General features: G+C 42.5%; 13 protein-coding genes. 4 read left to right on the top strand and 9 right to left on the bottom strand.

The window, feature by feature from the left end; genetic code table 11:
- Positions 1–46 precede the first annotated feature (46 nt).
- The 7 genes from uvrB to E7413_01085 all read right to left on the bottom strand — a co-directional run bounded on the left by uvrB (position 47) and on the right by E7413_01085 (position 8,926).
- A complete protein-coding gene (gene uvrB, locus E7413_01115; GenBank protein MBE7018470.1) occupies positions 47–2,020 on the bottom strand; it encodes an excinuclease ABC subunit UvrB in 1,974 nt (657 codons plus the stop codon).
- 333 nt (positions 2,021–2,353) lie between these two features.
- Positions 2,354–3,247 (bottom strand): DegV family protein, encoded by an 894-nt coding sequence (locus E7413_01110; GenBank protein ID MBE7018469.1) that lies wholly within the window; start codon positions 3,245–3,247, stop codon positions 2,354–2,356.
- A gap of 22 nt (positions 3,248–3,269) precedes the next feature.
- Positions 3,270–3,494: an RNA-binding S4 domain-containing protein gene (locus tag E7413_01105; protein ID MBE7018468.1), complete on the bottom strand. Its 225-nt coding sequence runs from the start codon at positions 3,492–3,494 to the stop codon at positions 3,270–3,272.
- Positions 3,495–3,504: 10 nt separating this feature from the next.
- Positions 3,505–4,995, bottom strand: coding sequence for a polyphosphate:AMP phosphotransferase (pap, locus tag E7413_01100; protein MBE7018467.1), 1,491 nt, complete (start codon positions 4,993–4,995; stop codon positions 3,505–3,507).
- A gap of 139 nt (positions 4,996–5,134) precedes the next feature.
- Positions 5,135–5,479, bottom strand: coding sequence for a four helix bundle protein (locus E7413_01095; protein MBE7018466.1), 345 nt, complete (start codon positions 5,477–5,479; stop codon positions 5,135–5,137).
- A gap of 198 nt (positions 5,480–5,677) precedes the next feature.
- Positions 5,678–6,871: a pyridoxal phosphate-dependent aminotransferase gene (locus tag E7413_01090; GenBank protein ID MBE7018465.1), complete on the bottom strand. Its 1,194-nt coding sequence runs from the start codon at positions 6,869–6,871 to the stop codon at positions 5,678–5,680.
- Positions 6,872–7,105: 234 nt separating this feature from the next.
- Positions 7,106–8,926 (bottom strand): hypothetical protein, encoded by a 1,821-nt coding sequence (locus E7413_01085; protein MBE7018464.1) that lies wholly within the window; start codon positions 8,924–8,926, stop codon positions 7,106–7,108.
- A 45-nt stretch (positions 8,927–8,971) separates the two neighbouring features.
- Between E7413_01085 and E7413_01080 the strand changes: the two genes are divergently transcribed.
- The 3 genes from E7413_01080 to rpsI all read left to right on the top strand — a co-directional run bounded on the left by E7413_01080 (position 8,972) and on the right by rpsI (position 10,935).
- Positions 8,972–9,898: a hypothetical protein gene (locus tag E7413_01080; protein ID MBE7018463.1), complete on the top strand. Its 927-nt coding sequence runs from the start codon at positions 8,972–8,974 to the stop codon at positions 9,896–9,898.
- A 189-nt stretch (positions 9,899–10,087) separates the two neighbouring features.
- A complete protein-coding gene (gene rplM, locus E7413_01075; protein MBE7018462.1) occupies positions 10,088–10,519 on the top strand; it encodes a 50S ribosomal protein L13 in 432 nt (143 codons plus the stop codon).
- Between the two features lie 17 nt (positions 10,520–10,536).
- On the top strand, positions 10,537–10,935 hold the full coding sequence (gene rpsI, locus E7413_01070) for a 30S ribosomal protein S9 (GenBank protein ID MBE7018461.1): 399 nt from the start codon (positions 10,537–10,539) through the stop codon (positions 10,933–10,935).
- Between the two features lie 102 nt (positions 10,936–11,037).
- Here the strand turns inward: rpsI and E7413_01065 are convergent, their stop codons facing one another.
- Entirely contained in the window at positions 11,038–11,715 is a 678-nt protein-coding gene (locus E7413_01065) for a hypothetical protein (protein MBE7018460.1), read from the bottom strand.
- Between the two features lie 67 nt (positions 11,716–11,782).
- The gene (locus tag E7413_01060) at positions 11,783–12,547 is read right to left on the bottom strand and encodes a hypothetical protein (GenBank protein MBE7018459.1); all 765 of its coding nucleotides are present in this window, start codon (positions 12,545–12,547) and stop codon (positions 11,783–11,785) included.
- Positions 12,548–12,832: 285 nt separating this feature from the next.
- Here E7413_01060 and E7413_01055 point away from each other — a divergent pair, with 285 nt between their 5' ends.
- Positions 12,833–13,486, top strand: coding sequence for an HAD family hydrolase (locus tag E7413_01055; protein ID MBE7018458.1), 654 nt, complete (start codon positions 12,833–12,835; stop codon positions 13,484–13,486).
- The last annotated feature ends 16 nt before the right edge of the window (positions 13,487–13,502 follow it).

The following is a 13,502-nucleotide window of genomic DNA, read 5'->3' as shown; positions in this document are numbered from 1 at the left end:
TTTGCCAACCCACCGCAATTCTTCACTCTTCATTCTTCTTTATTATTTAATCTCGCATTGCTTTTATCTTATCTCGCAGTTCTGCTGCCTTTTCAAAGTCCAGATTCTTAGCGGCTTTGTTCATTTCTTCGGTTAAGCGGAGAATTTCGGTTTCTATATAACCGTCATCCAGCGGTTTCTTCGTTTTTCCTTTTTTCGACGGAATTTCTGCTTTTTTGGTTGCTTCAATCACCGCACGGATGTCTTTTTTGATAGTTACTGGCACAATGCCGTTTGCCTCATTATAGGCTTTCTGAATGTCACGGCGGCGGTTGGTTTCACGGATGGCATTTTCCATAGAATCGGTCAGGGTATCGGCGTACATAATGACTGTTCCCTCTGCGTTTCTTGCCGCACGACCAATGGTTTGAATGAGGGACGTTTCGCTTCGCAGGAAGCCCTCTTTGTCCGCATCCAAAATGGCAACTAAGGATACTTCAGGTAAGTCCAACCCCTCACGGAGCAGGTTAATGCCTACCAGCACATCGAATTCACCCATTCTTAAATCACGGATGATTTCCATACGTTCCATGGTGTCAATATCCGAATGAAGATACCGCACACGAACACCTGCCTCGGTGAAATAGTCGGTTAAATCTTCTGCCATTCGTTTGGTCAGGGTCGTTACCAGCACACGTTCGTTTTTGGCGGTGCGGATGTTGATTTCGGATAATAAATCGTCAATTTGCCCCGTGGTGGGTTTCACGAAAATTTCGGGGTCCAACAGTCCTGTGGGACGAATCACCTGTTCCACAATCCGAGTGGAGTGTTCCCGTTCGTAATCCGCAGGAGTTGCGGAAACAAAAATTGCCTGATTGATACGCTCTATAAATTCGTCAAAGTTCAAGGGACGGTTATCGTATGCCGAGGGCAAACGGAAGCCGTAGTCCACCAAAGAGGTTTTTCGGGCTCTGTCTCCTGCATACATTCCTCTTACCTGAGGAAGTGTTACGTGGGATTCGTCCACCACCAATAAGAAATCGTCGGGGAAATAGTCTAACAGTGTGTAGGGAGCACTGCCGGGTTCTCTGCCACTGATATGGCGGGAATAGTTTTCAATCCCTTTACAAAAACCGATTTCACCCATCATTTCCAGATCGTAATTGGTGCGCTCGGTGATACGTTGTTTTTCTATCCATCTTTCTTTTTCGTCAAAGAAAGCGATTCTCTCTTGCAATTCTTCTTCGATGGTTTTAATGGCACGTTTCATCTTATCAAAAGAGGTGGCATAGTGAGAAGCAGGGAACACAAAAATGTGGTCTCTTTCTCCCAAAATTTCTCCTGTTAAGGGGTTGATTTCGGTTAAACGCTCCACCTCGTCTCCGAAAAATTCTACTCTTAGCACCATTTCGTTGGAGTTGGAGGGGAAAATATCCAGTACATCGCCGTTTAGTCGGAAACATCCTCTGTGAAAGTCGATGTGATTTCTTTCATACTGAATTTCAATGAGTTTTCTTACCACTTCGTCACGGTCTTTTTCCATCCCACGGCGGAGAGACACACATAAATCGGTGTAATCCTCCGGGTCACCCAAGCCGTAGATACAAGAAACCGATGCCACGATGATCACGTCTGTTCTCTCAAACAGAGCAGTGGTGGCAGCGTGACGGAGTTTATCAATTTCGTCGTTAATCTGAGAATCTTTTTCAATGAAAGTGTCGGTGCCGGGAAGATATGCTTCCGGTTGATAATAATCATAATAGGAAACGAAAAATTCCACCGCATTATCCGGGAAAAATTCTTTAAATTCACTACAAAGCTGAGCGGCTAAAGTTTTGTTATGAGCCAGAACCAATGTTGGTTTTTGCACCTTTTGGATCACATTGGCAATGGTAAAGGTTTTTCCTGAACCTGTTACACCAAGCAAAGTCTGGTATTTGTCATTTTGCAAAATGCCCTCACTTAATTTTTCAATGGCTTGGGGTTGGTCTCCCTTTGGTTTCATATGAGACGCTATGCGGAACGGTTTTTCCAATTTCATATCGGCACCTCCTTTCTGATACAATAAGGGCAATCGGCATTGCCGAAAGCCCTTATTGAATGAATAGTGAATAATGAATAATGAATAATGAATAATTATGGTGGCACCCTTTGGGTGCATTGTGGGGGACGATGCCCACATCGTCCCGTTGTATGGGTATCTAAAATCAACCACGGCGTGCCGAGTCGTCACGCCCTACAACTTCTATAATTACTTTGTATGGCTAAAATGAGAAAAATAGTGCAGAGGGTCGAAACCGAACCCGTAAGGGATTACCCGAAGGCGTACCGAGTGTACGCCGAGCGGTGAGGTTCATCCGCTAAGTGCTGTTTTTCACATTTTAGTAACCTTCTGGAACATCAGTCCCACAAGTCCCGGTCCAATATGAACGCCAACGGTACATCCTACCTGATTTTCGGTGATTTCTGCCCCTTTGAAGTTTTCGTGCACCAGTTGCACAAATTCGTCGTAGTATTGTGCTTTGTTGGAATACACAATCATATAACGGTAGCCGCCGTCTTTGGTGGCATCTTTCACCAGCTCCATAATGCGGTTCATTGTCTTTTTGACACCGCGCACTTTTTCAGTTGCTGCCATTAACCCGTCTTTCACCGTCAGAATAGGTTTGATATCCAGAATGGTTCCCAAAAGTGCAGATGCGCCTGTGATTCTGCCGCCTCGTTTTAAATATTCCAAGGTGCCGTTCATTAAGAAAATGTTGGTGGATTGGCAACAATCTTCAATAATTTTCACCACTTCGTCAGCAGAGGCACCCTTTTCATAAGCGGCGATGCCGTCCCGCATTGCGTAGTAGTAACAAATGGTATAGAATTTGGAGTCAATCAGACGCACATCCAGTTTGATGCCGTCTTCTTCCATATTTTTTAAAGCAATTTTCACATTGTTATAGGTGGGACTTCCCAAAGAAGAGATACAAGTGAAAATATAGGTGTCATATTCATTTTTTGCCGCTAATTCACGGAAATATTCCTCAATGGTGAAAGCAGTTACCTGAGAAGTGGAAACATTGCCTTTGTTTTCTTCCATAAAAGCAAACACTTCATCGGAGGTGATATCCACGCCGTCAAAATATTCCTGCACTTCCCCGTTATGAGGTTTTAAATACACATGAAAAGGCAACACATCAATGTTTTTTTCTTTTGCATATTCTTTTGGGATATCTGCCGCAGAGTCGGTAATAAACTTAATTTTTTTGGTAGTTTCCATAGCGGAGCAGTCCTTTCTTCATCTATTCTACGGTGATTTCGTAGTCTTCAAAGGTTACCACGTCACCGGAACGGAGCTTTCTGCCGCGACGGCTTTCACATTCACCGTTCACCTGCACCAGTCCGTCCACAATTACATATTTTGCTTCGCCGCCGGTGGCAACGATGTTTTCCACCTTTAAAAGATTTTGCAGGGTGATAAAATCTTCACCATCCCGCAGAGTAAATGTGATTCGTTCTTTTTCCATCTTTTTTTCCTTATTTTCCTTTTTGTTTTAATACTTCTTCCAGAGTTTCGGTAATAATCCGAAGCACTTCGATACGGGCATACCGCTTATCGTCTCCTGCAATTAAATGCCAGGGAGCAATTTTGGTATGGGTTTTATCAATCATTTTTTCAATGGTGCAAAGATAATCGTCCCATTTTTCACGGTTACGGAAGTCTTCATCGGTTAATTTCCACGCTTTCTGAGGATTTTCTTTGCGGTCTTGGAATCGTTTTAATTGCTCATCTTTTGAGATGTGCAGGAAGAATTTAATCACGGTGATACCGCTTCCCACCAAGTGTTTTTCCATATCGTTGATTTCAAAGAAGGCACGGTCATATTCTCGCTGGGTGCAGAACCCTTCCACCGCTTCCACCATCACTCTGCCGTACCAACTGCGGTCGAAAATGGCGATATGGCCTGTTTTGGGAAAATTCTTCCAGAATCGCCACAGATAGTGGTGAGAAAGCTCCTCCTTGGTAGGAGCAGGTGTGGAGAATACCTGATAACCGCGAGGGTCTAAGGCTGTGGTCAAACGTTTGATGGCACCGCCTTTGCCTCCTGCATCCCATCCTTCAAACACAATGATGACGGGCTTTTTCTTCATATACAGGCGGTTATGCAGATGTTCCAGCTTGTCCTGATAGTAGGCAAGCTTTTCCTGATATTCTTTTTTCTCTAATTTTAAGGATAAATCCACCGAATCCAAGTAATTGGTGGCAATGTGACGGTCTAAAATCGGACGAGGAGATTTGGATTCCTCTTTCTTTAAGGCAATTTTCTTTTCCAGTTGGGTAATCAAAATCTCAAAAATCCGAAGGGTTGCATAAGCAATGTCATTGGCATTGATTAAGTGCCAAGGAGCATTTTCGCGATCGGTCTTTTCGATCATTTTTTCAGACACTTCACGGTATTTTTCGTATTGTTTGTTGTGCTTTAAATCATCCTTGGAAACACGCCATGCGGTTTCTTTGGAATCCATCAGTTTTTTTAAACGCTTCTGCTGTTCTTCTTTGGAAATGTGAACAAAGAACTTGATGAGCAGGTTATCGTCATCAGTGAGCAGCTTTTCAAAAGCGTTAATTTCGTCTAAATCGTGATAAAAACGGTCTGTTTTTACCTTTTTATCAATATGGTCATTCAACACTCTGCGATACCAGCTGCGGTCAAAAATTGCAATTCTTCCTTTGGCGGGGGTTTTGGTGATAAAACGCCACAAAAACGGATAACGGCTTTCTTCTTCGTTTTCATCCTTAATGGTAAACACGGTGAAGCCGCGGGGATCTAAGGGAAGAATAAAGTGGTTGATGAGTTGACCTTTCCCTGATGCACCCCATCCTTCCATTACCACAATCACGGGAATGCCCAGCGCTCTTGCTTCTCTTTGCAGGGCAGCAAGACGTTCCTGATAAGCTTCCAGCTTCTTTTTTAATTCCTTGGGGGAATCATTGGTTAAGGTGAGGGTTTCACATTTTTTGAGCATAGCGGGTACCTGCTTTCCATAGTTGTTAATCAAAGTGGTCTGTTGGGTGTATCTTGTTTCCGAAGGAAACATATCGAGTGCGAAGCACATATCGAATCTGTTAGGATATATCGAAAATTCCTTCAGGAATTTATATCGATTATTTTTTAGCTGTAGTAACAGATGCAATCAGTTTCCTTCTGATTGTGCCACATTTATTGACTAAATTTCTGTATGTGGGCTCATCAATTTTGGTTTTTCGAAGTAACAACTCTAACCAATATTCTGTTTCATAGCTTTCTTTTAAGGCAATTTCTAATTTGTTGATGAAGTCAGCCCTGCTTTGTGCATATTTTGCTTCGTGAAGATTTGCACCGATGGAAGATGAACATCTTAACAACTGATTCACATATATCGAACAACCTTTGATAGTGTCGCAAATATCAGAAATTTCTATTGCTAACTCAATGGCTTGTTCTCTTAATAAATTTTTCTTTTCTTCCATTCTCACGACTCCATTATCGATATACACGCGTTGCGTGTACGATATATTTTGCTGTGCAAAATTCGATATAAACTCGACCTGCTCGTTTTCGATATGATATCAATCTCGCAAAAGATTGATATCGAGTTGTTTTGGCAAGAGCCAAAACAACAAAGGGACAGCACCCTCAAACTTTTGGGGGTGTTGTCCCGCATTTTTTTAGTCAGTTAAATTGGAAACGAAACGTGCTAAGCGCTCCATCCCTTTTTCGATGCTGTCCATTCCGGTTGCATAAGACCAACGGCAGAAATCATCTGCACCAAAGCCGGAGCCTGGTACCAGTGCTACCAGTTCTTTTTCCAGGAGTAAGGAGCAGAAATCATCAGAGGTGTTAATGGTAACACCTTCATATTTTTTGCCTTTCACTTGGGAAATATTCATCATGATGTAGAACGCACCTTTGGGCATTCTGCAGGATAAACCGGGGATTGCATTGATTTTTTCATACATATAGTTTTTGCGCTGTTCAAAATGTTTTTTCATATTGTAAACGCAATCCAAAGAACCGTCCAGCGCCGCACAAGCTGCTGCCTGCGCGATGGAGTTGGGGTTGGAGGTAGCGTGAGACTGAATGTTTGCCATTACCTTTGCCAAACCTTCTTCACAAGCGGTGTAGCCGATACGCCAACCGGTCATTGCATAAGTTTTGGAAACCGCATTTACGGTAACAGTCAGTTTTTTGATATCTTCGCCCAAAGTGGCAATACTAACGGTGTCACCTTCGTAAATCAAGTGTTCATACACTTCGTCGGAAACCACAATCAGATTTTTTGCCACACAGAAATCTGCAATTTTTTGCAGTTCTTCTTTGGAATAAACGGAACCTGTGGGATTGGAGGGGCTGCATAAAATTACCGCAACGGTCTTATCGGTCACAACCTGCGCCAGTTCTTCCACGGTGAATTTGAAATCGTGTTCTTCGGTGGTGTTTAAGATCACGGGAACCCCGTCTGCCAGCTTCACCATTTCGGGATAGCTTACCCAGTAGGGAGCAGGCACGATTACTTCATCCCCGGGATCACAAATTGCCATAAAGATGTTGGTTAAAGAATGTTTTGCACCATTGGAAATTACGATGTTTTTCGCTTCGTAATCCAAGTTGTTTTCCCGTTTTAATTTGCGCACGATTGCCTGCTTTAGGGCAGGAGTACCGGAAGCGGGGGTGTATTTGGTCATCCCTTTGGATAACGCATCAATCGCCGCCTGTTTGATATGGTCAGGGGTATCGAAATCGGGTTCACCGGTTCCGAAACCAACCGCATCAATACCGTCTGCTTTCATCTGTTTGAATTTGGAATCGATTGCCAAGGTAGGAGACGCGGAAACTGCGCCGCCTTTTTTACTGATTTTAATTTCCATTTCATTCTCTCCAATCCATAATATGCAACCGAAGCAGTGCTTTTTGCATCTTCGGCATACGTCAACTTGCTTCTGATAAAATTTTTGAAAGAAAAAATATCAAAAATTTCACACTGTCTTTTATATTACTATATTATATGAAAAAAATCAAGATATTTTACAAAGTTTTTTGTTTCAAAATGAAAGTTTTGTTTTAAAATCTTTCATTTTAGGGGTCGTTGCGGATGATTACTTGGAGAATTCGCCTTTCACGCCCCGACGGAACATATCCAGAGTTTCGGGAGTTTCATCCAGATAGTAGGGACGGGCAATAATGTCTTGCATACCTTCTCTGTAGTCACGGTCTCCGGAGTTAAACCACACTGCTGCTTTGATGTTTTTATAGTCGCCGATATGGGTGAACATTTCCTGCATCCAGGCCGCCTTATCGCCGCCGTAGGAAGAGGAGGCAAATTCGGTTACAATCCATGGAACTTCGGGGAAATCCCGAGAATACAGGGCATTCAATGCATCAAAAGCGGGGCAAAAATCGTCCCAGGTTTCACCGAACACTTCTGCGTAGTAGGTGCCGGTGTTGTATTTGGTGATGCCCAGAAGCTGCACCTTGTCATTGCCGGGATAGTAGTTCATATAGTGGTTGAAGCTTGCGGGGGGATAGTTGCCGTACTGAGGATTGAAAATCCAAATGACGTTATTTACGCCTTCCTCTTGGAAAATATCATAGATACGGCCATATACCATTTTGTAAATATCGGCATCCTGCAAAGTCACAACGCCACTGTAGGTACACCAGTCGGTGTTCATTTCATTGTTTACGCGGAGCAGAATGGGGTGGGAGAATTCTTTGAAGGCTCTGGCATATTTTCTGATCTGGTCATCCCAAAGACCGTCAATCACCTCAAAGTTGGGGTTGGTGGCAGAATCCAGCGCCATATGGTCAATGGTGCAGACCTGCAAGGTCATTTCGGTAATTTTGCCGTCATCATACGCTTCCTGCAGACCTTTTACGGGAGGTTCTTCCATTAAGTAGGTGTATCCCATACAAAGTTCAAAACGGTAATCCAGCTTCTGCTGTAATTCTTCCATAGTGGGAGCCATACCTTCCACGGTGATGAGCTTGTGGTTATACACACCCCACAGCACATCCTCACGGTTTACCAGTGCATCGTAGAATGCAGCTGTTTCTTCGTTCCATTCGGGCAATTCCGCTTTGGTGGGAATGGTGGTCATATTGTTACCGATGGGGTTAAATACAGTCAGAGAGGAAAGAATCTTGTTGATAGTTTCGGGTTCGTAGGTTTCCGCTTTTAAGAGCATTCTATGATAAATCTGACCGCCGTTGGGATCCATGATATATGCAATACTGTATGAATTTAAGGTCACATCACTGCCTTCGGCAGGATTTCTGGTCATCGATAAAATTCTGACGGGGGCACCGTTGATGTTACGAACGGTATCTTCGTGAAGGGTAATATTGTTAGCTTGTTGATAAGCAGGATTTGCAATGTATTTGTTGATGTATTCATCAATGTATTTTAAGGTATCTTCGTAGGGAGAGCCTTCTCTGGTAAACAGTGCTTCGTAGCCGTCACCATACACTTTTGAGCCGCCTTCTCCACGGGAGAAATCATGGGTGATTTTACCGGGTAAATCCACGTAATATCCGTTGGGGAAGTCCACAACACGGGTGGAATCTTCGGTTTCATACACTTTCTTCACATCGTAGAGAAAGTCTGCACCGTCGGGATCTGCCAACAGCACATTTCCTTGATATGCAGAAACAGAAAGAATGTTGTCCAGCCCTTCGGTATATTCTTGTTGATTCAGATTATATTTCATCTTCATCATAGGTCCTTGCAGACTGGGAATCGGCAGCTTTTCCAAAGGCAGCAAGGGCGTCAGCAGAGCACCCACCATCACAATTAAAAGTAACACAGCAATTACAATATTCTTTTTCATAAAAATTCTCCTAAAAATTGGAATTGTTTTCGCATCATACCAATTTACAGTATAGCAGATATTCTTTGGTTTGTAAATATTTTTCGTCATTTTTTTTGGTAATTTTTGTTGCGCCTTTTGAGAAAGCGTGATAATATGAATACATACTTAAAAAATGAAAAAGAGGAAGGACTTTTCGTGATGAAGTTACTTGCATTCGGAGAAATTTTATTTGACTGTTATCCCACCGCAAAAAAAATCGGAGGTGCGCCCTTTAATTTTTGTGCCCACCTTACAAAATTGGGGGCGAACTGTGCCCTGTACGGTGCCGTTGGGGATGACGACCTTGGGGAAGAGGCTATTTCTTTTGCAAAAAAATACGGCGTGGATACCCGATTTCTTGCCAAACATCCCACCTTACCCACAGGAGTTTGCAATGTGACTTACCAAAAGGGAGAACCCTGCTACGATTTAAGCGGTCTTTTTGGTTATGATGAAATTTCTTTGGATACTTCGGTGTTTTCTGAAACCTATGATATATTCTATTTCGGCACCCTTGCTCTGCGTGGCGAAACATCCCGCAAAACCTGTGAAACTCTGCTGGAAAAGGGGGATTTCGGTATTCGCTTCTTTGATATGAATCTGCGTCAGCATTATTATACAGATGAACTTATCAAATGGGGGCTTTCTGCTTGCGACATTGTGAAAATGAACCGTGACGAATTTTTTTTAGTAAAGGACATCAGCTCTCTTACCGAGGAGGAGATTGCCGGTGCTTTGGAGAAAATTTGCCGAATCTACCATATCAAAACTGCCATTTTCACCCTGGATGCCGACGGTGCTTGTTTGTGGGACAAAGAGCAGGGATTTTTCAGGATTCCTGCACAAAAAACGGAGTTTGTTTCTGCGGTTGGTGCGGGAGACAGTTTTTGTGCCTGCTTTTTGTATCATTATAAACAAGGGCATCCGTTGCCTGTTTGTCTGGAAAAAGCATCGATTCTGGCAGGGTATGTGGTGGCTTACGAGGAAGCAATTCCCGATTACTCCGTTGATTTTTTAACAAAGTTGCAGTCATCGTTGTAAAATCGCATATTTAAAAAACGAAGAAAATAAAAGAAAACGAAAGAAAACGAAAGAAAACTATTTTTAGATTAAAAAAATTTAAAAAAGATGTTGACAAACCGGAAATCTTTTTGTATAATGATATCCGTTCGTAAAAACGGACACCAAAAACTGATGAAAATAAAGATAAAATAAACTCGGAGGTTTCTTATGAAAGATACTTATCTTGCAAAAGCAGGACAGACCGAATCTAAATGGTACATTGTTGACGCTGCAGATGTTTCTTTAGGTAGAACCGCTGCAAAAGTTGCTTCCATTTTAAGAGGTAAACATCGTCCTGAGTACACTCCCAACGTTGACCTGGGAGACCACGTTATCGTTATCAACGCTGAAAAAGCTGTTTTAACCGGTAACAAACTGAAAGACAAAATTTACTACAGACACACCGGTTACATCGGCGGTTTAAAAGCTGTTCCCTACGAAAAACTGATGGCTGAAAATCCGGAAAAAGCTATGATGCTGGCAATCAAAGGCATGCTGCCCCACAACTCTCTGGGCAGAAAAATGGCTACCAAAGTTAGAATTTACAAAGGTACTGAGCATGAACATGCAGCTCAGAAACCCGAAGTATACAACGGTTAATAGGGAGGATATAAGATATGGCTAAAAAATTAGAAGTATATCTTGGTACCGGCAGAAGAAAAAGCTCTGTAGCAAGAGTTCGTCTGATTCCCGGTAAAGGTAACATTATCATCAATAAAAGAGATATTGACGATTACTTTGGTCTGGAAACCTTAAAATTAATCGTTAGACAGCCCTTAAACTTAACTGCAACCGCAGGTCAGTTCGACGTTTTGGTTAACGTATTCGGCGGCGGCGTTTCCGGTCAGGCAGGTGCTATCAGACACGGTATCACCAGAGCTTTAATCAACTACAATGCTGATTTAAAATCCGACCTGAAAAAAGCCGGCTTCGTAACTCGTGATCCTCGTATGAAGGAAAGAAAGAAATACGGCTTAAAAGCAGCTCGTCGTGCACCCCAGTTCTCCAAACGTTAATCGTTGGAAGAATTCGAAAGGAATTCACAAGATTCCAAAAAAGTGCAAAACAAAAATCCCACAACTTCGGTTGTGGGATTTTTTTGTTGGCTAGTTTTAAAACTAAAAGCTTAATTTAATGGTGGATTTATTCTCTTTCACCTGATGCAATGTTCCTTCTTCATGGAAAGAGCAGGATGCTTCAATCTCAATGGTTTCCACTTCATCAATATGGGGGTTGGAATATTTTCCTTTGTCAATGTATAAGTGCATCTCCGCTTTTTTATGAGGTTGCAGATTTGCGCTTATGTAATCATATATCATAAAATCATTGGCAGAAATGTCGCCGCCGTAGAACATAACCACATTGTCCGTGGAGTTTTCTATCAGAAAACGGTAGGAATTACCGCTATTTTCCATTTGGATGTCAGCCAGGGTAATTTTTACACCGTCCATATTGTAGATGATATCCCCTTTTTGGGTGATTTCGCCTGCAGAGGGAGCGTCGGAAGTTTTATCGTGGGAAAGCATTACCGTGTTGGTTTCGCCATTCCATTCCACGCCCAAATCTAACGCACTTGCGATACCGCGCACAGGCAGGTAGGTGGTTCCGTCGATAATAAAGGGTTCCACATAATTTCCGCTTGCATCGGTGGGGGTGACTTCGCTGCCGTTTAATGTGATTTTGATGTTGTTATAAGACAGCTCTTTGGTGATCGTTCCCACGGTAGCATAGGTTGTGGGAACCAGCACTCCGCCGATCAACATCCCAATCAGTAATGTTTTAATTCGCTCTTTCATAGTTGTTGCCTCCTAATGTATTGGTGTGTTTATCAGAACACACTTTTATTTTTTAATTTTTTATGCATTAAAACTGCGTCCAGTTAGAGGTTAAGTCGTCGGATTGAGCCGCCGATTGAATTGTGGGGTTTATGGTACTGGGATGATTTGCAGTCGGTTTTACAGGATCCCCAAGGATCGGTGCAGCGTGATGCAGGGGATTTACAGGAGTTGCCGGAGTTTTGGGATATGTGGGCTTGGGTGTATGAGCAGGATTTGTAGGATACGTGGGGGGTGTGGGATTGGTATGATATGTCGGATTTGATGGATTTGTTGGATATACGGGATATGTAGGATATGTGGGATAGGTAGCTCTTGGCGGAAAAGCAACTTCGGTTTTTTCTGTAGCGGCCAGTATCAGGTTGACAATACGCAAAACTAACGCAAGCACAGTACCGGGGCCTAACAGGCAAGTAATGTTTGAACTATAATAATAGGATGCGTTTTGTTGATAAAAGCCGATAAACGCCAGCGTAGTGATCAGCCCCAAAGCAGCGGTAACGATGACGCCGCCCTTACTTTTTGCCAAAGCAAAAATGGAAGAAAGCAAACAAACAAATAAGATCAAGAGAAATGTTACCATTTGCAGGAGCACATTATATTCTGAATATTCAATCAGCTGTAAGAGGTAATCCGGGTATTCGATTAAGCTTTCTAAGGTGCGATACAAAAATATACTTTCGGTAGAATTAGAATAAATATACACTTTGAAGAAAGCCGGTAAAAATAGAAATGCCACGGGGATACAAACACTGAAGATGACAATCAGTGTGTAACGTACTGTTTTACTCATAAAAGATATCTCCTCTCCTATGCCGCCCGGACATTTCTTTGCGGCCTGTTAATTACAGTATATCGTATTCATTACAAAAAAACAAGTCATTTTATAAAATCTCTTCTGATGTAGTTCTTTTGTTAGAATTCTGTTACTGTTTTGTCATAATTTGCGGCGAAATACGGAAGTTTTGCAGCTTATTTTGATACTAAGATATTGAAAACAGCACATTTTCGGGTTATGGGTTGACATCTTTTTATTTCAATGATATACTGAATCGAGAATTTATCGAGGAGAATCGTTATGATAAAAGGTGCAATTTTTGATTTGGATGGCACGCTGCTTGCCACTTTGGAGTCGATTGCTAAGGCAGGCAACACCATGTTAAAACATTTTGGATATCCTCCCGTTCCCGTAAAACAGTACGGCATTTTTGCAGGAAACGGTGCGGACAAACTGGTGGAGCGTGCGTTAATTTACAGTGGCGACACCAAGCTTGTTCATTTAGAAGAAGCTATCCGTGTGTATCGGGAGATTTTCGGGGAATACTGCAGTTACCAAGTGAAACCCTATGATGGCATTGTCAAGATGCTTGATGAATTGGTTGCTAAAAAAATTCATCTTGGCGTGGTAACCAACAAACCCCACGTGAGTGCGACGCGTTTAATGAAAGAATATTTTGGCAATTATCCGTTTACCCACGTGATTGGTCAGCAGACGGGGCTTCCTCAAAAGCCTGATCCTGCAGGGATTTTCACCTTGCTTTCCGATTGGGGAATTGCTCCCTCGGAATGTGTGTATTTAGGTGACAGCGATGTGGATATGCAAACGGGAAATAACGCAGGCTGTCTCACAATTGGCGTGTTGTGGGGATTTCGTGACAAAGGGGAATTAGACGAAAACGGTGCCCATCACACCATCGAAAACCCTTTGGAGTTGCTTGATTTATTAAAATAATGAAAGGAACATTCTG

This window comes from Oscillospiraceae bacterium (genome assembly GCA_015068645.1).
Lineage (GTDB): Bacteria > Bacillota > Clostridia > UMGS1840 > UMGS1840 > SIG452.
This window is presented reverse-complemented; position numbering and strand designations above follow the sequence as displayed.